The sequence below is a fragment of the Pimelobacter simplex genome, assembly GCF_900114845.1.
GTDB lineage: Bacteria > Actinomycetota > Actinomycetes > Propionibacteriales > Nocardioidaceae > Nocardioides > Nocardioides simplex.
Genome location: NZ_FOUK01000007.1, coordinates 130,130 through 152,812 on the forward strand (window position 1 = coordinate 130,130; position 22,683 = coordinate 152,812).

Annotated in this window: 21 protein-coding genes; 7 read left to right on the forward strand and 14 right to left on the reverse strand. The window is 73.8% G+C overall.

Going from position 1 to position 22,683, the window contains the following annotated elements; all coding sequences use genetic code 11:
• Positions 1-7: 7 nt before the first annotated feature.
• Genes BM223_RS24905 through BM223_RS24925 form a run of 5 tightly spaced genes read right to left on the reverse strand, consistent with a single transcriptional unit; the run spans position 8 to position 5,378 of the window.
• A complete protein-coding gene (locus BM223_RS24905) occupies positions 8-877 on the reverse strand; it encodes a dioxygenase family protein (protein WP_038680052.1) in 870 nt (289 codons plus the stop codon).
• Positions 878-935: 58 nt separating this feature from the next.
• Positions 936-1,808: an intradiol ring-cleavage dioxygenase gene (locus BM223_RS24910; RefSeq protein ID WP_038680054.1), complete on the reverse strand. Its 873-nt coding sequence runs from the start codon at positions 1,806-1,808 to the stop codon at positions 936-938.
• Positions 1,809-1,852: 44 nt separating this feature from the next.
• The gene (locus BM223_RS24915; RefSeq protein ID WP_038680056.1) at positions 1,853-3,685 is read right to left on the reverse strand and encodes an AMP-dependent synthetase/ligase; all 1,833 of its coding nucleotides are present in this window, start codon (positions 3,683-3,685) and stop codon (positions 1,853-1,855) included.
• A gap of 46 nt (positions 3,686-3,731) precedes the next feature.
• Positions 3,732-4,421 (reverse strand): MOSC domain-containing protein, encoded by a 690-nt coding sequence (locus BM223_RS24920; protein ID WP_038680057.1) that lies wholly within the window; start codon positions 4,419-4,421, stop codon positions 3,732-3,734.
• A 21-nt stretch (positions 4,422-4,442) separates the two neighbouring features.
• A complete protein-coding gene (locus tag BM223_RS24925) occupies positions 4,443-5,378 on the reverse strand; it encodes an aminoglycoside phosphotransferase family protein (protein WP_235318945.1) in 936 nt (311 codons plus the stop codon).
• A 44-nt stretch (positions 5,379-5,422) separates the two neighbouring features.
• Between BM223_RS24925 and BM223_RS24930 the strand changes: the two genes are divergently transcribed.
• On the forward strand, positions 5,423-6,124 hold the full coding sequence (locus BM223_RS24930) for an N-acyl homoserine lactonase family protein (protein ID WP_038680059.1): 702 nt from the start codon (positions 5,423-5,425) through the stop codon (positions 6,122-6,124).
• Positions 6,125-6,136: 12 nt separating this feature from the next.
• Here BM223_RS24930 and lepA read toward each other — a convergent pair whose 3' ends face one another.
• The gene (lepA, locus tag BM223_RS24935; protein WP_038680061.1) at positions 6,137-8,014 is read right to left on the reverse strand and encodes a translation elongation factor 4; all 1,878 of its coding nucleotides are present in this window, start codon (positions 8,012-8,014) and stop codon (positions 6,137-6,139) included.
• Between the two features lie 114 nt (positions 8,015-8,128).
• Here lepA and BM223_RS24940 point away from each other — a divergent pair, with 114 nt between their 5' ends.
• From BM223_RS24940 to rpsT, 3 genes are all read left to right on the forward strand, one after another.
• Complete coding sequence (locus BM223_RS24940) at positions 8,129-9,724, forward strand: alkaline phosphatase D family protein (RefSeq protein ID WP_052138813.1); 1,596 nt, start codon at positions 8,129-8,131, stop codon at positions 9,722-9,724.
• 35 nt (positions 9,725-9,759) lie between these two features.
• Positions 9,760-10,686: a phosphotransferase gene (locus BM223_RS29360; RefSeq protein WP_038680063.1), complete on the forward strand. Its 927-nt coding sequence runs from the start codon at positions 9,760-9,762 to the stop codon at positions 10,684-10,686.
• 159 nt (positions 10,687-10,845) lie between these two features.
• On the forward strand, positions 10,846-11,106 hold the full coding sequence (rpsT, locus tag BM223_RS24950) for a 30S ribosomal protein S20 (RefSeq protein WP_038680065.1): 261 nt from the start codon (positions 10,846-10,848) through the stop codon (positions 11,104-11,106).
• A 123-nt stretch (positions 11,107-11,229) separates the two neighbouring features.
• Here the strand turns inward: rpsT and holA are convergent, their stop codons facing one another.
• On the reverse strand, positions 11,230-12,204 hold the full coding sequence (gene holA, locus BM223_RS24955; protein WP_038680068.1) for a DNA polymerase III subunit delta: 975 nt from the start codon (positions 12,202-12,204) through the stop codon (positions 11,230-11,232).
• A 28-nt stretch (positions 12,205-12,232) separates the two neighbouring features.
• Positions 12,233-14,617, reverse strand: a complete 2,385-nt coding sequence (locus tag BM223_RS24960) for a ComEC/Rec2 family competence protein (protein WP_052138814.1) — start codon at positions 14,615-14,617, stop codon at positions 12,233-12,235.
• A gap of 27 nt (positions 14,618-14,644) precedes the next feature.
• Between BM223_RS24960 and BM223_RS24965 the strand changes: the two genes are divergently transcribed.
• Positions 14,645-15,682, forward strand: coding sequence for an HPP family protein (locus BM223_RS24965; protein WP_038680073.1), 1,038 nt, complete (start codon positions 14,645-14,647; stop codon positions 15,680-15,682).
• Between the two features lie 27 nt (positions 15,683-15,709).
• Here BM223_RS24965 and BM223_RS24970 read toward each other — a convergent pair whose 3' ends face one another.
• From BM223_RS24970 to BM223_RS29365, 4 genes are all read right to left on the reverse strand, one after another.
• Positions 15,710-16,663, reverse strand: coding sequence for a ComEA family DNA-binding protein (locus BM223_RS24970; RefSeq protein WP_052138815.1), 954 nt, complete (start codon positions 16,661-16,663; stop codon positions 15,710-15,712).
• 131 nt (positions 16,664-16,794) lie between these two features.
• Positions 16,795-17,667 carry a DegV family protein gene (locus tag BM223_RS24975; protein WP_038680076.1) on the reverse strand — a complete coding sequence of 291 codons (873 nt, stop codon included), beginning with the start codon at positions 17,665-17,667 and terminating at the stop codon, positions 16,795-16,797.
• A 9-nt stretch (positions 17,668-17,676) separates the two neighbouring features.
• Positions 17,677-19,104 carry a cytosine permease gene (locus BM223_RS24980; protein ID WP_038680078.1) on the reverse strand — a complete coding sequence of 476 codons (1,428 nt, stop codon included), beginning with the start codon at positions 19,102-19,104 and terminating at the stop codon, positions 17,677-17,679.
• A complete protein-coding gene (locus BM223_RS29365) occupies positions 19,101-19,262 on the reverse strand; it encodes a hypothetical protein (RefSeq protein WP_038680080.1) in 162 nt (53 codons plus the stop codon). Before BM223_RS29365 ends, BM223_RS24980 begins: the two co-directional genes overlap by 4 nt.
• Before the next feature lie 97 nt (positions 19,263-19,359).
• Between BM223_RS29365 and BM223_RS24985 the strand changes: the two genes are divergently transcribed.
• A complete protein-coding gene (locus BM223_RS24985) occupies positions 19,360-20,709 on the forward strand; it encodes a flavin monoamine oxidase family protein (protein WP_052138816.1) in 1,350 nt (449 codons plus the stop codon).
• On the opposite strand, the gene BM223_RS24990 is transcribed toward BM223_RS24985, so the two are convergent.
• Positions 20,657-21,304, reverse strand: a complete 648-nt coding sequence (locus BM223_RS24990) for a TetR family transcriptional regulator C-terminal domain-containing protein (RefSeq protein WP_038680083.1) — start codon at positions 21,302-21,304, stop codon at positions 20,657-20,659. The two genes, BM223_RS24985 and BM223_RS24990, sit on opposite strands and share 53 nt — an antisense overlap.
• 89 nt (positions 21,305-21,393) lie before the next feature.
• On the opposite strand from BM223_RS24990, the gene BM223_RS24995 reads away from it, so the two are divergent.
• A complete protein-coding gene (locus BM223_RS24995) occupies positions 21,394-21,654 on the forward strand; it encodes a hypothetical protein (RefSeq protein ID WP_038680085.1) in 261 nt (86 codons plus the stop codon).
• Here the strand turns inward: BM223_RS24995 and BM223_RS25000 are convergent.
• Complete coding sequence (locus BM223_RS25000) at positions 21,642-22,676, reverse strand: NAD(P)/FAD-dependent oxidoreductase (RefSeq protein WP_052138817.1); 1,035 nt, start codon at positions 22,674-22,676, stop codon at positions 21,642-21,644. The two genes, BM223_RS24995 and BM223_RS25000, sit on opposite strands and share 13 nt — an antisense overlap.
• Positions 22,677-22,683: the final 7 nt, after the last annotated feature.

Here is a 22,683-nt window from a genome sequence, read left to right on the forward strand (position 1 = left end):
CCGGCGGCTACACCGGCACGTTGAGGGTCGCGACGTACCCGTCGGCGACCGAGCCGGTCATCGTCACCATCTGCAGCGAGTGGCCGTCGCGGAAGACGCTGTCGGAGTCGAGCGAGATCGCCTCGAAGTTCGGCACGCTCGCGCCGTAGCCGGGCGAGGCGTAGACGGCCGCGGACACGTCGGCCGGGAACGCGAGCTGGCTGGTGCGCAGCTTCGGGGACGCGCCGCGGGTGGCGTGGCCGAGGCTCTCGTAGACCTCGAAGTGGATGTGCGGCCAGCGCTGCGGGTAGCAGCCCGGGAAGACGGTCAGGAACTCCAGGCTGCCGTCGGCCCCGGCCTCCTGGACACCGCGCAGGTAGTTCTCGTCGCGCGCGCCGTCGTTGTAGAGCGAGTAGCGCCCCTCCCGGTCGCACTGCCAGGCGTAGACCGCCGCGCCCGCCAATGGCGTCACGTCGGTGCCGGCCAGGTCGAAGATCCGCATCCGCAGCGTCACCGGGACGCCCTGGGCCACCCCGGACGCGCGCCCGAAGCTGCCCCGGATGTCGCGACGCACGACGCCCGCCTCGGTGAGCACGTCGGGGCCGTTGCTGCCGTTGGCAGGGAAGGGACCCTGGGTCTCCTCGGGGATCTCGCCGGCCTTCGGGTCGATCGGGTGCCGGGTCGCGGTCGCGGTCGCGGTGGCGCTCGGCGGCGGGCTCGAGCTCGGGCTCGGCGTGGACGACGGCGCGGACGCCGCGGGCCGGTCGTCCGCGGCGCAGCCCGCGACGGCGAGCGCGCCCACGCCGCCGGCAAGGCCGAGCAGCCCGCGGCGTCCGGTGCGGACGATCCGCGGCAGGTCGTGGCGGAGTCCGAGGTCGTGGTCGTGCTCGTGCGTCATGGCGCCATCGAACCCGGCGTTCCTGAGGGCGCCCTGAGCACTCCCGTGCTGCGGGACCTCAGACCGGCACGTTCAGGCTCACCGTGTACCCGTCCTCGACCGAGCCCGTCACCTTGGCGAGCTGGAGGGAGTACCCGTCGCTGAAGATCCCGTCGCTGTCGAGGCTGAGCTGGCCGAGGTTCGTGACGCTCTGCTCGTAGCCGTCGGTCGCGTAGACCTCGTCGCAGACGTCCTGGGGCAGCGCGAGCTGCGAGGTGCGCAGCTTGTTCTCGGCGCTGGTCGCCGCGGCCAGGCTCTCGTAGACCTCGAAGTGCATGTGCGGCCAGCGACCGGCGTAGCAGGCCGGGAAGATCGTGGTGAAGGTCAGGTTGCCGTCGGCATCGGCCTCCTGGACGCCGCGCAGGTAGTTCTCGTCGGCGATCGCGTCGTCGTACATCGAGTAGCGGCCCTCGCGGTCGCAGTGCCACAGGTAGATCGCCGCCCCGGCCAGCGGGGTGACGGCGTCGCCGTTGAGGTCGTAGACCTTGAGCTTGACCGTCGTCGGGACGCCGGCCGCGACGCCGGACGCCGTCCCGAAGCTGGTGGTGAGGTCGCTGCGCACGACGCCGGACTCGGTCAGCACGTTGGGGCCGTTGCTGCCGTCGCCGGGGTAGGGACCGGCGGTCTCCTCGGGGATCTCGCCCTCGGCGACCTGGACGTCGCTGTCGCCGCCGGGTGCCCCTCCGGCCGGCGGTGCGCCGGGGCCGGACGGCCCACCGGTGTCCGCCGACGTGCTGATGGTCTGGGTGTCGTCGGAGCCGCAGGCGCTCAGCGCCACCGCGGCGCCGACGCCGCCCAGGAGCCCGAGCAGCCCACGACGCGCCATGATCTTCGGCAGGTCGTGGGACAGCCCGAGGTCGTGCTCTTCGGTCTCGGTCTCGTGGTCGCTCATGCCGCCAGTGAAGCCACCCTTGCTGTGCGGTGGCTGTGGCGACCTCAGGAACCGGTGTAGAAGCTCGCGATCAGGTCGGAGTTGTTGGCCTCGACCACGTTGCGCTTCACCTTGAGCGACGGCGTCAGCTCACCCGACTCGATGGAGAGGTCGTGGTCGAGCAGCTTCCACTTCTTCACCGTCTCCCAGCGGTTGAGCTGGCCGTTGAGCTCGTCGACGTACTCGCCGACCATCGTCCGGACCGCCTCGTCGTTGACGAGCTCGGTGTAGGACTGGCCGGACTTGCCGTTCTCGGCGGCCCAGCCGGCGATCGCGTCGGGGTCGAGGGTGATCAGTGCCGAGACGAAGTTGCGCTCGGCGCCGAAGACCATGAACTGGCTGACGTAGGGGCAGATCGCCTTGAACTTGGCCTCGATGGCGGGCGGGGCGATGTACTTGCCGCCGGAGGTCTTGAAGAGCTCCTTGATCCGGCCGGTGATGGTGAGGAAGCCGTCGGCGTCGAGCTCGCCCTTGTCGCCGGTGCGCAGCCAGCCGTCGGGGGTCAGCGCGTCGCGGGTCGCGTCGTCCCGGTTGTGGTAGCCGGCCATCACGTGCGGGCCCTTGAGCTGGACCTCGCCGCCGTCGCCGATCCGGACCTCGGTGCCCGGGAAGGCCTGGCCGACGCTGCCGATCTTGTAGGCGTCGGGGTGGTTGACCGTGGCGCCGGCGGCGTTCTCGGTCATGCCGTAGCCCTCGAGGATGAGGACGCCGGCCGCGTGGAACCACGCGGCGATCTCGGCGTTGAGAGCAGCCGAGCCGGAGATGAAGAACTTCACCCGCCCGCCGAAGCGGTCGCGGACCTTGCTGAAGACCAGCTTGTCGAAAAGGCCGTGCTGGAGCTTGAGCAGCAGCGGCACCGACTTGCCCTCGCGCTTCAGGTCGTCGACCTTGACGCCGACCTCGAAGGCCTTCTTGAAGATCTTCTCCTTGGCGCCGCCCTCGGCGGCCTGCATGGTGACGATCCGGGCGTGCGCCTTCTCGAAGATGCGCGGCGCGGCGCCCATGAACGTGGGCTTCACGATGCCGAGGTTGTCGACGATCTTGTCGACGCGGCCGTCGATCGCGGTGGCGAAGCCGCACGCGAGCTGGGTCGAGAGCAGCACCTTGCCGAACGAGTGGGCCATCGGCAGCCAGAGGAACTGCAGGTCGTCCTCGTGGAGGATGTCCTGGACCTTGATCGCCTCGCCCTCGAAGACCCACGCGCGGTGCAGCGTGCGCACGCCCTTGGGCTTGCCGGTGGTGCCGGAGGTGTAGATCAGCGTGGCGAGCTGGTCGGGCGCGATGCTCTTCGCGACGTCCTCGACGGCGGTCGGGTGCTCGGCCAGGTGCGCGTCGCCGAGCTCGGCGAGCTGGTCGAGCGAGATGATCCAGTCGCCGTCGGCCAGGCCCGCGTCGAAGACGACGACCTTGTCGACCGCGGGCAGCTCGGCCCGGTGGTCGCGCAGCTTGGCCAGCTGGGACTCGTCCTCGGCGAAGACGATGCGGCTCTCGGAGTCGCCGAGGATGTACGCCGTGTCGTCGCCGCCGGTCGACGGGTAGACCGTCGTCGTGGCGCCGCCGGCGCACATGATGGCGAGGTCGGCGAGGATCCACTCGTAGCGCGTGGACGACGCGATGCCCACCCGCTGCTCGGGCTCGAGGCCCAGCGCGAGGAGGCCGGCGGCGAGCCGGCGTACGCGGTCCCCGGCCTGGCGCCAGGTCACCGACTCCCAGGCGTCGTCCCCCCGAGGGAAGCGGAACGCCTCGCGGGCACCGCTCTTGTCGACCCTGTCGAGGAACTGCACGGCGCAGTTCGGCGGCATGTGCTCGAGGAAACTCGTGTCGTGGTTGATGGGCATGACGCTCCTGCATGCTCGTCCGAGACCGGCGTGACTGACCAGTAACCTAGATCACTGGTTCAACTGGCGGTAGCGGCGGCGCCGTCCTCTGGACGAATTCCTCTGCTTTCTTGCGCGCCTTGGCGCTCAGACCCTCGATCACGAGCAGCTCGGGCAGCCGGCTGCGATCGGTGTTGAGGGCGACGAACATGTCGCGGACGGTGATCCCGTGCCCCGGCCGGTGGACCACCTCGATGGCGTCGCCGGCCGTGATCGTGCCGGCCTTGAGCACCCGCAGGTACGGCCCGGGCCGCCCGGCTGCGGTGAACCTCTTCACCCAGGCGCGCGGGTCGAAGCCGCTCTCGCCCATCCAGCCCTTGAAGTCGTTGCAGGGCGTGCGGACGTACGCGACCTCGAGGAGCGCGCCCTCGGCCGGATCGCCCACGTGGAGGCGGGTCCCGACCTCGAGGGCGTTGAGGTCGAGGCCGGACGTCGTGAGGTTCTCGCCGAACTGCCCGTCCCGGATGGGGAGGCCGAGCTCGGCCTCCCAGAAGTCGAGGTCCTCGCGGGCGTAGGCGGAGACGGCCTGGTCCGGGCCGCCGTGGTGCTCCGTGTCGCCGACGGCGTCGCCGGCCAGACCCAGGGGCTCGACGGCGACCGGACCGGCCACGGCGCGCTTGTCGATGGCGGTGCGGCCGAGACCGGCCCACTCCTTCGGCTGCGGGCGGCCGACGCTGATGGTGAGGACGTGAGGCACGCGAGGATTCTCCCTCACTTCTCAGTCCTGCACCGCCTTGGCGATCGTGATGCACGCGGTGACGTGCTCGCGCTCCTCGGCGTCGAGCGGCCGGTTCGCCCGGACGGCGTCCTCGTGCGCCCAGTGCGCATTGAGCACCGACCGCACGATCGCCCAGTCCCGGGCCCGGTCCTCGTCGAGCCCCGCGGTGTCGACCAGCGTGTGGAACCGGCGCCGGACGCCGTCACGGACCGAGCCGAGCGCCCCGGGCGCGGCGTACTCCTCGAACCGGTCGCGCAGCATCGGCTCGAGCTCGTAGTGCGGGTCGCCGTTGGCCGGCTTGGGGTCGATCACCAGCCAGGTGTCCTCGCCGTCACGCCGGCCGCGCAGCACGTTGCCGTAGTGCAGGTCGGCGTGGATGACCGCCGTGGCCGGCTCGCGGGTGAGGTCGCCGGCGAGTGCCAGCGCCTGGTCGACCAGGCGGCGCGGGATCGGCACGTCCTTGGCGTCGCGGCGCAGCGCGTCCACCCACTCCTCGACGTACGACGCCTGGGCGCGCAGCTGCGGCATCGGCGGCACGTGCAGCCCGGCGTAGAGGCCCGCGACCACCTCGCACGCCTCGACGTCCCAGGTCTCGGTGAGGTCCTCGCGGTCGAGCCGCTCGAGCAGCATCGCGCGGCGGCCCGGGTCGGCGCGCAGCAGCCGGACGGCGCCGCGTCCGCGCCAGCGCTGCAGGGCGAGGTGCTCGTGCTCGGACTCGTCGTCGGGGAGGCCGACCTTGAGCGCCGCCGGCGTCCCGTCGGCCGTCGTCACCGGCAGCACCAGCGAGCAGAAGCCGTGCCAGCTCTCCCCCTCGGGCGTCAGCTCCCAGTCGTCGAGGACGGACTGCGTGGTGGCGGGCAGCCGGTCGAGCCATGCGCCCCACTCGGGACCGAGGCGGCGCTGCTCGTCGAGCTCGGGCGGGACGGTCACGGGCACGCGCCCATCCCAGCACAGGGGGCAACCGAAGTACGGTGCAGGTCATGCGGATCGACGACGTACGACGCCTCGACCTCGGCACGTTCGTGCGCCCGGCCGACGAGACCGGGACCGGCCAGCCGCGGGTCGAGGCCGTCCACGGCTACGTCGTGCGGACGCCGGCCGGCGTCCTGCTGCTCGACACCGGCCTCGGCGACGCCGGCCCCGAGACCGAGGCGCACTACCGCCCGCGCCGGGTGCCGATCGACGCGGCACTCGCGACCGCCGGCCTCACCCCCGACGACGTCGCCGTCGTCGTCAACTGCCACCTCCACTTCGACCACATCGGCGAGAACCCCCGCTTCGCCGGCCGCCCCATCGTCGCCCAGCGCCGCGAGCTCGCGACCGCCCGCGACGCCACCCAGCCCGACTACACGGTGCCCGCCCTCGTCGACTTCGCGGGCGCCCGCTACGAGCTCCTCGACGGCGAGGCCGAGCTTGCGGCGGGCGTGCACGTCGTCCCGACACCGGGGCACGTGGCCGGTCACCAGTCGGTCGTCGTCGAGTGCGCCGACGGCACCGTCGTCCTGGCCGGGCAGGCCCACGACACGGCGTCGCAGTGGTCGGCCGACGTCCTCGCCGCCCGTGCCACCGCCCTCGGTCACGAGCCGCCGCTCCCGCTCCCGAGCCCGTGGATGGAGCGGATCCTCGCCTTCGACCCGCGCCGGGTGCTGTTCGCGCACGACGCGGCGGTGTGGACGCCCTAGCGTCCGGATGACCTACTTCTTCGGCTTGTCGCCCGCAGGCCCGGTGGTCGACAGCGCCGCGACGAAGGCCTCCTGGGGCACCTCGACCCGGCCGACCATCTTCATCCGCTTCTTGCCTTCCTTCTGCTTCTCGAGCAGCTTGCGCTTGCGGCTGATGTCGCCGCCGTAGCACTTGGCAAGGACGTCCTTGCGGATCGCGCGGATGTTCTCGCGGGCGATCACCCGGGCGCCGATGGCGGCCTGGATCGGCACCTCGAACTGCTGGCGCGGGATGAGCTCCTTGAGCTTGCCGGCCATCATCACGCCGTAGGAGTAGGCGGCGTCCTTGTGGACGATCGCGGAGAAGGCGTCGACCGGCTCGCCCTGGAGCAGGATGTCGACCTTGACCAGGTCGGAGGCCTGGTCGCCGGAGCGCTCGTAGTTGAGCGAGGCGTAGCCCTTGGTCTTGGACTTGAGCTGGTCGAAGAAGTCGAAGGCGATCTCGCCCATCGGCAGCGTGTAGCGCATCTCGACGCGGTCCTCGGAGAGGTAGTCCATGCCGAGGAGGTTGCCGCGCTTCTGCTGGCACAGCTCCATGATCGTGCCGATGTAGTCGGCCGGCGCCAGGATCGTCGCGTTGACGATGGGCTCGCGGACCTCGGCGATCTTGCCGTCGGGGTACTCGCTGGGGTTGGTGACGATGTGGACGGTGCCGTCCTCCATGTGCACCTCGTAGACCACGTTGGGCGCGGTCGAGATGAGGTCGAGGTTGAACTCGCGCTCGAGCCGCTCGCGGGTGATCTCCATGTGGAGCAGGCCGAGGAAGCCGCAGCGGAAGCCGAAGCCGAGGGCGCCGGACGTCTCGGGCTCGAACGTGAGGGCGGCGTCGTTGAGCTGGAGCTTCTCGAGCGCGTCGCGCAGCGTCGGGTAGTCGTCGCCGTCGATCGGGTAGAGACCCGCGAAGACCATCGGGTTGGGGTGCTCGTAGCCGCCGAGGGGCTCGGCCGCCTGGCGTCCGTTGACGGTGACCGTGTCGCCGACCCGGGACTGGCGCACGTCCTTCACGCCGGTGATCAGGTAGCCGGTCTCGCCGACGCCGAGCTTGGCGGCCTTCATCGGCTCGGGGCTGATCACGCCGACCTCGAGCATCTCGTGCAGGGCGCCGGTCGACATCATCTTGATCTTGTCGCGGTGCGAGAGCTCGCCGTCGACCACCCGGACGTACGTGACGACGCCGCGGTAGGTGTCGTAGACCGAGTCGAAGATCAGCGCGCGGGCCGGAGCCGCGGCGTCGCCCACGGGGGCCGGGACCGACTTCACGATCTCGTTGAGCAGCGCCTCGACGCCGACGCCGGTCTTGGCCGAGGTGAGCAGCACGTCCTCGGGCTCGCAGCCGACGAGGTTGGCCAGCTCGAGGGCGTACTTCTCGACGTTGGCGCTGGGCAGGTCGATCTTGTTGAGCACCGGGATGATGTGCAGGTCGGCACCCATGGCGAGGTAGAGGTTCGCCAGCGTCTGGGCCTCGATGCCCTGGGCGGCGTCGACCAGCAGGACGGCGGCCTCGCACGCCTGGAGCGAGCGGGAGACCTCGTAGGTGAAGTCGACGTGACCCGGGGTGTCGATCATGTTGAGGACGTAGGTGCCCGGCTCGGCGCCCGCCTCGTTGCCGGCGGTCACCGTCCACGGCATCCGGACGGCCTGGGACTTGATCGTGATGCCGCGCTCGCGCTCGATGTCCATCCGGTCGAGGTACTGCGCCTTCGCCTCGCGCTCCCCGACGACGCCGGTCAGCTGCAGCATCCGGTCGGCGAGCGTCGACTTGCCGTGGTCGATGTGCGCGATGATGCAGAAGTTGCGGATGATCGCGGGGTCGGTGTGACCCGGCTGCGGGGCGGCGGCTGCGACGGACATGGTCCGGCCATTCTTCCAGGGTCGGCCGGGTTCAAGAATTCGCCGCCCGCGGTTCACCGCCGGATCGCCCGGGCGGCCCCCCTGCGTTCGCCCGGGAGCGGTGGGCTGGACGTCATGACCTCGGACCTCTCGGCCCCCTCGGACCTCCCCTCCCGCCGGCACCTCCTGCTCGCGGCCGGTGCCGTCGGCGCTGCTGCCGTGGCCGGCACCGGCGCCGGCCTGTACGGCGGCCGCGCCGCCGCCGCTCCCCTGCTCGTCCGCCGGGACCGGCCCGCGCTCACCCTCGGCGTCCAGTCGGGCGACGTCCGCCCCGGGCAGGCGATGCTCTGGGCGCGTGCGGACCGCCCCTCGCGCCTGGTCGCGGAGATCAGCCGCGACCCGTCGTTCCGCAAGGTCCGCACGGTCCGCGGCCCGGTGGTCACGCCGGGCACCGACCTCACCGGCGCCTTCCCGCTGCACGGCCTCCCGCCGAGCACCGACCTGCACTACCGGATCCGCGCCGTCGACCTGCACGACCACCGCGCGGCGTCCGCCCCGACGGTGGGGCGGCTCCGCACCGCGCCGCGCCGTGGGGACGACGTCCGGTTCCTGTGGTCCGGCGACATCGCCGGGCAGGGCTGGGGCGTCAACCCCGACCTCGGCGGCTTCCGGATCGCCGACGCGATGCGGGCCCGGCAGGCCGACTTCTTCCTCTGCAGCGGCGACAACGTGTACGCCGACGGCCCGGTCCAGGCGAGCGTCGCCCTCCCCGACGGCTCGACCTGGCGCAACCTGGTCATCCCCGAGAAGACCAAGGTCGCCGAGACCCTCGACGAGTACCGCGGCCAGTACCGCTACAACCTGATGGCCGACAACTGGCGCGCGTTCCTCGGCGAGACCGCCCAGGTGACCCAGTGGGACGACCACGAGGTCACGAACAACTGGTACCCCGGCGAGATCCTGGACGACGCCCGCTACACCGAGAAGCGCGTCGACGTCCTCGCCGCCCGCGCCCGCCGCGCGTTCCACGACTACGTGCCGGTCGCGCCGATCTCCCCCGACCCGGACGGCCGGGTCTACCGGGTGATCCCCTACGGCGAGCACGTCGACCTGTTCGTGCTCGACATGCGCACCCACAAGGACCCCAACACCGGCGACCGCGAGACGACCGGCGACGGCGGCGTCCTCGGCGAGCGCCAGACCCAGTGGCTGCTCCGCGAGCTGCGGCGCTCGAAGGCGACCTGGAAGGTCATCGCCAACGACCTGCCGCTGGGACTCGTCGTCCCCGACGGGCCGACGGCGCAGGAGGGGCTCGCCCAGGGCGACCCCGGCGCGCCCCTGGGTCGCGAGATCGACATCGCGCGGGTGCTCACCGGGCTGAAGCGGATGGGGATCCGCAACCACGTGTGGCTCACCGCCGACGTCCACTACACGGCCGCGCACCACTACTCCCCCGACCGGGCCGCCTACCAGGACTTCGACCCGTTCTGGGAGTTCGTCTCCGGCCCGCTCAACGCCGGCGCGTTCGGCCCCAACGCGCTCGACGGCACGTTCGGCCCGGTCGCCGACTTCGTCGCCGCGCCACCCGCCCCGAACGCCTCGCCGGCCCAGGGCTTCCAGTTCTTCGGCGAGGTCGAGGTGGACGGGCGCACCGGGCAGCTCACGGTGACCCTGCGCGACGTCGCCGGCGCCGCGATCTACACCCGGACGCTGGACCCCGCGCGCCGCTGACCCGCTCCGAGCACCGCTCCGGCCATGATGAGGGCGTGCTTCCCGCGACCATCCCCCACGGCCGGACCGCCCGCCGGCTGTCGTGGGTCCACCTCCCGCCGCTGGTCCGCCGTGCCGTCGAGCACCGGCTCGGCGCGCCGGTGGTCGAGGCGGAGTCGCAGCGGGGCGGGTTCACGCCGGGGTTCGCGTCGGTGCTGACCTGCGCGGACGGCTCCCGGATGTTCGTGAAGGCCGCGTCCGTGAAGGCCCAGCGACCCTTCGCGGAGTCCTACCGCGACGAGTCCGTCGTGCTCGCGGACCTGCCGGCCGCCGTCCCGGCGCCGGCGCTGGCGTGGGCCGAGGAGGTCGAGGAGTGGTTCGTCCTCGCCACCGAGCACGTCGAGTCCCGCGCTCCGCACCGCCCCTGGACCGACGCCGACCTCGCCGCCGCCTCCGCGATGGCGCTCACCACGGCGGACGTCCTCACCCCCGCCCCCGCCGCCTTCGAGAACACCGCCGCCCAGGAGTTCGGCGGCTGGCCCGCTCTCTGGTCCCGCCTCGACCACCCGCGCGCCGCCGAGATCGGCGCCCTCGCCGCCCAGTACGCCGACGTCGTCGCGGGCGACACCCTCGTCCACACCGACATCCGCGACGACAACATCCTGGTCCGCCCCGACGGCACCGCGCTCCTCTGCGACTGGAACTGGCCCGTGCGCGGCGCCGCCTGGCTCGACTCGCTGCTCCTCCTCATCGGCCCCCGCGGCGACGGCCTCGACGTCGACGCGCACATCGCCGCCCACCCCCTCCTCGCCGACGTGCCGCCCGAGCACGTCGACGTCTTCCTCGCGCTCGTGCTCGGCTACTTCACGCTCTCCGCCTCGCAGCCCACCCCGCGCACCTCGCCGTACGTCCGGACCGCGCAGGCCTGGCAGCGCGACGTCCTCGACGACTGGCTCGCCGAGCGCCGCGGCTGGGATCGCTAGCCGCCCCCGGATTTGGGTGGCCGTTCCCGCCGCTGTTAGCCTTGCTCGTCGCGACTCTGCGTTCCCGCCTGCCCGTCTTCCGACGGCCAGGACCTGGGCGACCGAGACGCGCACCGGACCAGAACCAGCATCCACTTTGAACAACAGAGGCGAGTAAACGTGGCGAACATCAAGAGCCAGATCAAGCGCAACAAGCAGAACGAGAAGCGGCACGAGCGCAACAAGGCCGTCAAGACCGGCCTCAAGACCGCCGTCCGCAAGTTCCGCGAGGCCGCCGCTGCCGGCGACAAGGAGAGCGCTGCCCTCCTCGCCCGCGAGGCCACCAAGAAGCTCGACAAGGCCGCCTCGAAGGGCGTCATCCACAAGAACCAGGCGGCGAACCGCAAGTCGTCCATCTCGAAGCAGGCCGCCTCTCTCTGAGACCACCCTGCTGGCTCTGGTCCTGAGCCATCACGTCAAGGGAGTCCCCTCGCGGGGGCTCCCTTCGTGATTTTCGGGGCGGCGGCGCAGCCGGACGTGCCGGCGGGCGGCGGCGGTCGGCGGTCAGGCGCGGCGGAGCGAGGTGATGGTGAGCACCAGGCGCTCGAGGGCGTAGGAGGCATCGCTCGCGGCGCCCTTGATGTCGGCGTCGGCCTGGGCGACCGCGCGGATGGCCCGGGCGAGGCCGGGCTCGGTCCAGCCGCGGGCCTGGTCGCGCAGCGAGCGGAGCTTCCAGGGCGGTACGCCGACCTCGCGGGCCAGGTCGGCATCGCGCATCCCGCGGGGCGCGCTGACTAGCCGGGCCAGGCCGCGGGCGCTGCCGGCGAAGGCCGAGGTGACGAGGACGGCCGCCGTGCCCGAGTCGAGCGCCCAGCGGAGCTCCTCGAGCGCGACCCGGTCGCGCCCCGCGAAGGCCGCGTCGGCCACCGCGAAGGACTTCGCCTCGGCCCGGCCCCCGAAGTAGCGGCGGACCTGGGCCTCGCCGATCCGCTCGCCCGGGAAGTCGTTGGTCAGCTGGTGAGCCGCCCCGGCCAGGGAGCGCAGGTCGCGCCCGATCGCCTCGATCAGGACGTCGGCGGCCTCGCGGTCGATCGAGGAGCCGCCGTGGCGGCGTACCTCGTGGGCGACGAAGCCGGCGAACTCGGAGGGCTTGAGCTCCTCGGACTTGTGCTCGGTCACGGCCGCGAGCTTGCGGAGCTTGGTCAGCACGCCGCTGCCCTTCTGGCCGCCGCCGTGCACGAGGACGAGCGCGACGTCGTCGACCGGCGCCGCGGCGTAGCCGAGCAGCCCCTCGACGGACTCGTCGGGCAGGTTCTCGAGCCCGCGGACCACCACGCAGCGCACCGCCGAGAACAGCGAGGGCGCGGACATCTCGCCCAGCGTGGCCAGGGTCAGGTCGGAGGCGGTGCTCTCGGCGAACTCCGCCTCGGCGTCGTAGCCACGGACCGTCGCCTTGACCTCGTCGACCGTGCGCGCGCCGAGGAACTCCTCCTTGCCGGTGACCAGCGTGACTCGTCCCAGCACGTCCTCGGCCCGCATGCGCTCACCTTCCCACACGGCAACGACATCACCTCCGGGTGGCCACCGCGACCCGGCCGCCGCCGGGGGCGACGACGGCGATGTCGCCGTCGCGGTCGGTCCGGCGGACGTCCGCGCCCGCCCGCTCCAGCGCCTGGACGACGTCGGGCGAGGGGTGCCCGTAGTCGTTGCCGGCGCCGACCGAGACCAGCGCGACCTCCGGGCGCAGGGAGGTGAGCCAGGCGCGGTCCTGGTGGGCGCTGCCGTGGTGCGGGACCTTGAGGACGTCCACGTCGAGCCCGCGGACCAGCCGGGCCACCGCGGCCTGCCCGGGTGGCTCGAGGTCGCCGGTCAGCAGGATCCGCACACCCGCGATCTCGACGAGCAGCACCACGCTGGCGTCGTTGGCGGTGCTGCCGTCGCCGGTGTCTGGGTCAGCGGCGGCGTCGGGCGCAGGCGCAGGCCCAGGCGCAGGCCCAGGCGCGGGCCCGGAGGTGGGCCCAGCCGTGCCCGCCGGCGGGGGCCGGGGTGGCGGCGGCTCCGGGTGGAGCACCTGGACCGTCGCGGCACCGATCCGGCGGGTGCTGCCGAAGGGCGCCGTCGTGACGGGGACGCCCGCGGCACCGGCGGCACGGTCGACGAGGTCGGCGCCGCCGGGTGGGTCGCGGACCGAGGTGGTCTCGACCGCGCCGACCCGGCGGTCGTCGAGGACCCCCGCAAGGCCGTCGACGTGGTCGGCGTGGAAGTGGGTGAGGACCACGAGCGGGACCTGGTCGACGTCCAGGCGGTCGAGGCAGTCGTCGACGGCGTCCGGGTCCGGGCCGGCATCCACCACGACCGCGGCGTGGGGACCGACGTGCAGGACGAGGGCGTCGCCCTGGCCGACGTCGCAGGCGACCAGGATCCAGCCCGGAGGTGGCCAGGGGCCGGCCCGCGACCAGAAGCGTCCGGGGACGCCGAGCACGACCACGAGGAGCAGCACCGCGAGGCCGACGCCGACGAGCGGACGACGGACGAGCACCGGCAGGGCGAGCGCCAGCGCGAGGCAGAGCACCACCAGGAGCCCGATCGCGAGCGGACCGCTCCCCCAGCCGAGCGCCGCACCCGGCAGGTCCGCCCCGCGCTCGGCGATCTCGACCAGGCCGGCGACGCACCACGCGGCTGCCGTACCGGCGAGACGGCCGCCGGCGGGCCAGACCAGTCCGACGAGGCCACCGAGCAGGCCGAGGACGGTGGCGGGCGCGACGAGCGGTGCGGCGAGCAGGTTCGCCACGACGGCCACGAGGCTGACCTGACCCGAGAGCACCGCGATGACCGGCGTGCACGCGAGCTGCGCGGCCGTGGGCACCGCGATCGCCATGGCCAGGACGCCGGGCAGCCACCGTCCGAGCGCCGCGGAGAGCGGCGGGCCGAGCAGGACGATGCCCCCGGTGGCGAGCACCGACAGCGCGAACCCGGGCGACCGGGCGAGGCTCGGCTGGACCAGCACCAGGACGGCCACCGCGACGCCGAGCGCGCGCAGACCCCGGCGCTGTCCGTCGAGACGGAAGGCGAACAGCCCGACCCCGCCCATCACGGCGGCGCGGAGGACGCTCGGCTCGGTCCGGGCCAGCAGCACGAAGCCGGCGATCCCGAGCAGGCCGACCACGACCAGCCCGCGGCGCCGGACCCGGGCACCCCGAGCGACCAGCAGGAGCGCCCCGACGACCAGGGTCAGGTTGGTCCCGCTGACGGCGGTCAGGTGGGTGAGCCCGGTGGTGCGGAAGTCGTCCTCGAGCTGGGCGGGCAGACCCGCGTCGTCGCCGTCGACCAGGGCCGGGACGAGCCCGGCCTGCGCTGGCGGCCGGTGCGCGAGGGCGTCGCGGATCGAGGCGCGCAGCGCACTGGACGCCCGCCACCACGGGCTCGCCGCGGACAGCCGCCGGGGCGCCCGGACGTCGGTCAGCAGGGCGAGGGTGTCCGGGTCGTCGGCCGGCGCGAGCCGGCCCACGGTGCGGATCCGCTCGCCGAGGGCGACGCGGGTCCAGACAGGGTCGCCGATGACGACGACGGTGCCGCCGATCTGCAGCCGGTGCCGGCGGGAGGTCACCTCCCGCACCCGAAGCCGTACGACGGCCTGTCGGCCCGCGCGCGTGGCCACCACCCGCGGGTCGGAGATCACGGTGGCGACGACCTCCGCGGTCGCCCGCTGCTGGGCGAGCGCCTGCACCGGCGAGCCGCGCACGGCGTCGTGGCGCAGCAGGGTCGCGGTCACGGCCGTGGTCGCGAGCAGGACGAGCACCGCGAAGAGGCGGCGCTGCCCCACGGAGACGGACCGACCGCGCTGCACGAGGACCAGGAGCAGGGCCAGCGCCAGCACCACCAGGTAGGCGGCGCCGCCGAGCTCGGTGGCGGCGATCGCGCCGAGCCACACCGCCGCACCGAGCAGCGGCATCCGGAAGTCGTGGCTAGGGTTCCGCGGGTGACCCGCTACCAAGCTCCCGAGCTCGCGCGCGGGGCGCTCGGCGCCCTGCTCGGCATCGCGGTCGCGGGCGCCACCGCCCGGGCCGTCCCGGGCGGCCCCGAGCTGCTGCCGTTCATCGTCGCGCCGATGGGCGCGTGCGCGGTGCTGCTGTTCGCCGTCCCGGCGAGTCCGCTCGCGCAGCCGTGGCCGGTGCTCGGCGGCAACCTGATCTCGACCGCGGTGGGGCTGGGCGCACACGCGGCCTTCGGCGACGTGCTCGTCGCGGCGGCCGTCGGCGTCGGCGCCGCCATCGGGGTGATGATGCTGCTCGGCTGCCTGCACCCGCCCGGTGGCGCGTGCGCGCTGCTGGCGGCGACCGCGACCCCCGCCATCGACGAGCAGGGACCGCTGTTCGTCCTCTCGCCGGTCGCCGTCAACACGGTGGTGCTGCTGCTCGTCGCGGTGGCGGTGAACAACCTGAGCGGGCGCCGCTACCCCCACCGCCCGGCGCCGGCCGCGCCGGCGGGCCCGGCCGCGGCCGCGCTCGGCATCACCACCCCCGACGTGGAGGAGGCGATGAAGCGGCTCGCCGACCGGCTCGACGTCCTGCCGGCGGACATCGTCACGATCGTCCGCGACGCCGAGACCCACGCGCTGGACCGGCGGCTCGGGTCGATCCCGGTGGCGCGGATCATGAACACCGACGTCGCGGTGGTCCACCCGTTCGAGTCGATCTACCGGGCGCGGACCCTGATCGTGCAGCGGCAGGTGAAGACGCTGCCGGTCATCGATGCCGAGCGGCGGGTGATCGGGGTGGTGTCGATCATCGACCTGTTCACGCGCGACATCGTCGAGCTGGAGACGGTCGACTCGATCATGCGGACCGAGGTCACCACGATCCCCCAGGACACCCCCGTGGCGGACCTCGTCCCGATGATGACCACCGAGGGCTACAAGAACGTCCCCGTGGTCGACGCCGAGGGGCGGCTGGCCGGGATGATCACCCGCGGCGAGCTGATCGCGGTGCTGCACCGGGCGCTGCTCGGGGCGTCCTGAGCGGGGTGGCTGCATCGGGGTCGCTCCCTACACCGTCACGTGCGGGAGGAGGCGCTCGAGCGTCTTGGCGCCGATGCCGTCGACCTCGAGGAGCTCGTCGACGCGGGTGAAGCCGCCGTGCTCGGTGCGCCAGGCGAGGATGGCCTGGGCGGTGACCGGTCCGACCTGCGGCAGGGTCTCGAGCTCGGCCTGGCCGGCGGTGTTGAGGTTGACCAGGACGCCGGTACCGGCACCCGGCAGGCCGGGGACAGCCCCCGGCACCCCGGGACCGGGCGCGGCGGCCACGGCCGGGCCGCCGACCACGACCTGCTCGCCGTCGACGAGGACCCGGGCGAGGTTGAGCGAGGAGAGGTCGACCCCGCGGCGGGGACCCCCGGCGGCCTCGAGGGCGTCGGTGACCCGGGCGCCGAGGTCGAGGACGACGATCCCGGGGCGCCGGACCTTGCCGGTGACGTCGACGGTGACGCTGGCCGAGGTCACGGTCGCGCCAGGACCGGACCCGGGGCCGGCGCTGCTGCCGCTCGGCAGCGCGACCAGCGGCTCGACCGGCGCGGCGGCTCCGGTGGGCTGGGCCGCGACGGGGGCGACCTGGTCGATGGGGCGGCTGCGGTCGCGGACGACCCACCAGGTGGTGAGGGCGAGTCCGAGGGCGACGGCGAGGGCGACGACGGCGAGGTGGGCCACCCCGAGGGCCGGCAGCCCGGGCAGCCCGGGCGGGCGCGGGACCCGGGTACGACGGGCGGCGTGGCGCCCGGGCAGCGGGAGCGCCGCGGGTGGGGTCGGGGCGGGAGGAGGGTCGGCGGCGGGGCGGACCGCGATGCGGGTGTGGTCGGCCCACCAGTCGTCCTCGGTCGGCTCGGCGCCGGCGCCGGGACTGGCGCTGCCACCAGCACCGCCCCGCGCCGCCACGGCGAGCTGCGCGAGCCGGAGGGCGGCGGCGTCGGAGGGGGACGGGGTGGCGGGGGTGCGGCGGACGGGCATGGCGGCACGGTAGGCAGGGCGGGACGAGGTCCGGGGGCGGCGGGTGCGCGGCTGTGGAGGAGCGGCGGGGCGGGGACCGGCTGTGGAGGGAGAGGGGCGGTCCGTGGGACGGGTGCGGCGGGAGTGACCCGTCAGGGCGTCGGCAAGGGGGCGACGCAGATCGCGAGCATGCCCGGTCCGACGTGGGCGCCGAGCACGCCGCCGAGCTCGACGCAGCGCACCGCCTCACCGGTGCGGCTGGGGACGAGGCGGTCGCCGACCTGCTCGACCAGGCGCTCGGCCAGGGCGAGGGCGCGCTCCTCGGCGGCGAGGTGCGCGACGCAGACCTCGACCGGGCCGTCGCCGGAGGCCTCGAGGGCGAGGGCCTCGAGCCGGGCGATGGCCTTGGCCGCGGTGCGGACCTTGGCCTGGGGGGCGATGACGCCGTCGACGATGCCGAGGAGGGGCTTGACGGCGAGGGCCCCGCCGAAGACGGCGGCGGCCGCGCCGACCCGGCCGCCGCGGCGCAGGTACTCGAGGGTGTTGACGTAGAAGAGCGAGGTGGCGGCCTCGGCCCGGGCCCGGGCGGCGGCGGCCGCCTCGGCCGCCGTCCCGCCGCCGGCGACGACGGCGAGGGCGGACTCGACGGCGTACCCGGTCGCGACGCCGACCTGGCGGGTGTCGACGCAGGTGACGGGGACCGGCGCGTTGCGGGAGGCGACGAGGGCGGACTCGAAGGTCCCGCTCACCTCGGCGGAGAGGTGGACCGAGACGATCTCGGTCGCGCCGTCGGCCGCGAGCTCGGCGTAGAGGTCGGCGAAGACGGCGGGGGCGGGCCGGGAGGTGCTCACCGCGCGCTTCTCGCGGAGCGCGACGGCGAGCCGCTCCGGGGTGACCTCGTCGGCCCCTTCGTCGTAGACGTCGTCGTCGATGACCACCTGGAGCGGTACGACGCGGACCCCGCGCGCCTCGGCGACCTCGGCCGGCACGGTCGAGGTGGAGTCCGTGACCACGACGATCGACATGCGCCGAGGTTATCGGTAGCCGCCCCAGTCCGCGCGCCGCGCGAGCACGGCGCGGGTCCCGGCGTAGTGGACGGCGCCGGCCACGACGAAGGCCGGGAGGGACGCGGTGAGGTAGAGGAACCACCCGGACGGCTCGTAGGTGACCGGGTTGAGCAGCAGCACGTAGGTCAGGGCGCCCATCGCGACGGCGACGACGGCGACCGGGTTCCAGCCGCGCACGAAGCCGTAGCGGGACTCGGCGTGCGGCAGGTGGAGCGCCCGGACGTCGAGCCGCTGGCGGCGCAGCACGAAGAAGTCCACGAGCTGGACCGCGCACAGCGGCGCGACCGCGATCGCCCCCCAGGAGACGAAGCGGGCGTAGTTGTCGTAGACGGCGTTGGGGAAGAAGACGAGGACCGCGGCCGGCGCGAGGATGATCGCGGCGAGCAGTCCCCACGGCACCCGGCGCACGGTGTCACCACCACCGCCCTTGATGGCGACGAGCGCGGCATAGCTCTGCGCGACGACGCTGGTGATGTTGGCCATCCCGACGAAGGCGAGGGCGATCACGCCGAGGAGGGCGCCGCCGAGGGGGACCATCCAGAGCGTCGGGTCCTCGGAGCCGAGGGCGAGGGCGGCGAAGACGCCGACGATCGCGGCGACGACCGAGGCGAGGAAGAGGCCGAGGGCGTTGGGCCAGAAGGCGCTGCGGGTGGTGCGGGTCAGCCGGGCCAGGTTGCCGACGTTGGGCCACCAGGCGAAGCCGCCCGCGATGTTGAGCTCGACGGCGAGCATGAAGTCGAGGCGGCCGTCCCCCCAGGGGGCGAGGGCGGGCGTCGCGACGAGGCCGGACCAGCTGGTCTTGGTGAAGACCAGCGCCAGCATCACGATCGTGACGACGACCAGCCCGGGCGCCACGAACCGGTTGACCAGCTCGATCGATCGTGGCCCGCGGGCCACGATCACCCAGGACGCGACGAGCGCCATGACGGCCAGCATGCTGACGACACCGGCCCCGCTGGAGATCCGGGTGTCGAAGATCTGGTTGGTGACGTTGGCGAGCGCGTGCCCGCACATGATCCCGAGGACGGCGGACCACGCCGCGGCGAGCAGTGCCGACATGACGACCATGAGCACGCGGGCCCCGCGCTCCCCCAGCACGCTGCGCATCGAGACGAACTGCTCGACGCCGTACCGGCCGCAGGGCAGGCAGGGCGCGAGCGAGACGAGCAGGACGCTGATGCCGTACCCGATCACGATGCTGGCGATCGCCTGCTTGGCGCCGACGTAGTACGCGACCGCTCCCCCTTGGAGGAACGCCCAGGTGGCGATCGCGAGGCCGATGTTGACCGAGGAGTAGTCCCAGAACCCCCAGATCCGCTCGCGGCGCAGGAGCGGCAGCTCGTTGAGCGTCGCGTCCTCGCCGGGCGCGACGGCGGCCTCGGGTGCGGCGCTCACAGGGCCCACCACAGCAGCACGAGGGTCAGCACGACGAGCCCCGCCACGGCCGCCAGCAGGTCCGTGAGGGGCAGCGGTGGGAGGGCCGCCTCGGCTCCCCCGGCGTCCTCGATCAGCACCAGCCGGCGCTCGAGCTCGCCGCGCATCTCGTCGTCCATCGATCCTCCTGAGATCTTGACTGAATGGTCAGTCAGGGTAGGATCAGTGACGCCGCTCACACCTGTCAAGAGCCGTCTTCCACCGAAGGAGCCCGCCATGGAGCACGTCGACGTCGCGATCGTCGGAGCCGGGTACGCCGGCCTCGCGACCGCCCTGGACCTCACCGCAGCCGGACGGCAGGTCGTCGTCCTGGAGGCCGGCGACCGGGTCGGCGGCCGGGTCTGGACCCGGGCCGAGGACGGCGTCCTCGTCGACCACGGCGGCCAGTGGGTGGGCCCGGCCCAGACCGCCTTCCTGCGCTGGGCCGACCGGTTCGGCTGTGCCCGCTTCCCCACCTACGATGCCGGCACGCACCTCGAGCTGTGGCCCGGCGAGGCCCCGCTCCCCCACGTCAGCGGCGAGCACCCGGACGCCCACGACGCCCGCGGGTACGACGACCTGGTGGCCCGCCTCGACGAACTCGCCGCGCAGGTCGACCCCGAGCACCCCGAGGCCTGCGCGTCACTGGCGGAGTGGGACTCCCGCACGTTCGACGACTGGCTGCGCGCGACGACCGGCTCGCCCGACGCGCTCCGCCGGATGCGCCTGGTGGTGCAGGGCCTGTGGGCGTGCGAGCCGCGCGAGGTCTCGCTGTTCCACGTGCTCTTCTACGTCGCGGCCGGCGGCGGCCTCGACCCGCTCCTCGGCACCCTCGGTGGCGCCCAGGACAGCCGGTTCACCGACGGCGCCGACGGACCGGCCCGGGCCGCGGCAGCGCTGCTGGGCGACGCGGTGCGGCTGAGGAGCCCCGTCACCACGGTCGCCTGGGACGACGACGGCGCCACGCTGACCACCGCAACCGGAACGGTCCGGGCCCGCCGCGTCGTCGTCACCGGCACGCCGCCCGCCCAGGCCCGGATCGCGTTCTCCCCCCTGCTCCCGGCCGCGCGCCGCCGCTGGCTCGCCCGCAGCCCGATGGGCGACGTCGCCAAGGTGCACGTCACCTACGCGACGCCGTTCTGGCGGGCCCGCGGGCTCTCCGGCCAGCTCACGACGTACGACGGCAGCGCGGTCGCCTACACCTTCGACAACTCCCCCGCCGACGCCTCGCGCGGCGTCGTCGCCGCTTTCGTGTACGGCGACGACTACCGCTCCTGGTCGGCCCAGCCCGCCGAGGCGCGACGGAAGGCGGTCCTCGACGTGCTGGGAGTGCTGGGCGAGGAGGCGGCGCGGCCGCTGGCGTACCACGAGCGGCTGTGGCCCGAGGAGCTGTGGGCCGAGGGCGCCTACGCCGCCGTTCCGACGCCGGGGACGTGGCTCGCCCACGCCGGCGGGCGCCGCGAGCCCGTCGGGCCGCTGCACTGGGCGGGCACGGAGACCGCCGGGATCGGCAACGGCTACATCGACGGCGCGATCAGGTCCGGCGAGCGCGCCGCTGCGGAGGTGCTGGCGAGCTGGACCGGCTGAGCGTCGCGGGGTCACACGCCAGCTCGAGCGCGGCCGCGTGGAGCCACAGGTCCGGCACCTTCTCGACCGGCACCTCCCGGTCGCCCAGCGTCGCGGCGACCGACAGCCCGTCGAGCAGCGCGGCGAGCCGGACCACGGCCAGCTGTGGCGCGGGCGCGGTGAACGCTCCCTCGCGCACTCCCTGCTCGATCACGTCGAGCAGGACGGCGCGCCACCGCGACTCGAGGGTCCGGCAGAGGACGGCGGTGTCGGGGTCGCGCAGCGCACGGACCCAGAACTCCATCCAGAGCGTCCAGGCCGACACCACGGCGGACGCGTCGCCCGAGCGCTCGACCAGCAGGCGGAGCCGCTCGGGGGCAGGGCGTCCGGCGCCGACCTCGGCGTCGAGGCTGCGGTAGTAGCGGTCCTCGGACTCCTGCATCGCGGCGGCGATCACGCCGTCGAGCGTGCCGAAGTGGTAGAGCAGCAGACCCGAGCTCACGCCCGCTCGGCGGGCGATCTCGTGCGTTCGGGTCCCGGCCAGGCCGTGGTCGCGGATGACGTCGAGGGTCGCGTCGATGATGCGCTGGCGTCGCGAGTCGGCGTCCCCGGCCATCGCTGCCCTCTCTCGATCGGCGCCCGGATCGGCGCTCGGGAGGTCGATGCTAGAGGACGGCAGGCACGGCCAACCCCTAGAGTCGCGCCATGGCGACGATCAACGCGCAGCCGGACGACCACACGCTGCTGGTCTTCGACGGGCAGGTGCTGGAGATGTTCGGCCGCAACGACTCCCACCGCTACCACGTCTGGCAGCGGCCGCGTCTGGAGCTGGTCGACGGCAAGCGCCTGCGGGCGAAGCTGATCTGCGAGATCGGCCCGTACCACGACTTCCCGTACGACGCCCACCGCCGCCCCGAGCTCGAGGCGCTCGCCGCGGCGCTCGCCGACGCGACCTACGCCGGCTGACCCGCGACCAGCCGCTCGGCCGCCTCGACTGCCAGCGCCGGCGCCATCTGGATGCCGTAGCCGGCCTGGCCGACGAACCAGAACACGCCGTCGACGTCGTCGTCGTAGCGCGCGACGGGCTCTCCCCCAGGTGCGAACGTGCGCAGCCCGGCCCACGCCGTGCGGACGCTGCGCAGGCCGAGCACCGTGGCCTCGTTGATCGCCTCGATGGTGCGGGCGATCTCGAGCTCGTCGGGCTTCGGGTCGCCGGGCGGGTGCGGGCTGGCGTCCTCGGGCGAGCAGAGGGCGAGCTCGCCCTCCGCCTGGAAGTACCAGCCGCCGTCGAGGTCGCAGGTGAACGGCATCCCCGCCATCGGTACGGCGGTCGGTGAGCCGAACATCGAGCGCAGCCGCGGCTCCAGGCCGATCGGCGCGGCGCCGAGCAGCCGGCCGACCTCGTCCCCCCAAGCACCGGCGGCGACCACCACGACGGGCGCCGCGACGTCTTCGCCGGCCGACGTCGAGATCCGCCACAGACCGGCCTCGCGCACGGCGGCGGTGACCCGGGCACCGGTCCGCACGATCCCGCCGGCCGCGCGCAACGCCCGCAGGTAGCCCTGGTGCAGGCCGGCGACGTCGATCTCGCAGGCGGTGTCGTCGAGCACCGCGACCTGGGTCCAGCCGGGCCGCAGCGCGGGGTTGAGGCGCTCGGCCTCGGCGCCGTCGATCACGGCGCCGGGGATCGCGGCGGCCGCAGCCGCCGAGGAGTCGGGACCTCCGACGTACAGGCACGGCTGGGGCGTCAGCAGCGGGCCGGCGACGTCGAGGGACGGGTCGTCGAGGAAGGGGCGGCTCGCGAGCGTCAGCCGGCGCACCTCGGGCGGCCCGTAGCCGCCGATCCAGGTCGCGGCCGAGCGGCCGGTGGTGTGCTTGGCCAGCTCGTTCTCGGCCTCCAGCACGCAGACGGCCCGGCCGCGGGCGGCGAGCTCGTGGCCGATCGACGCGCCGGCGATGCCGCCGCCGACGACGAGGACGTCGTACATCAGGTGT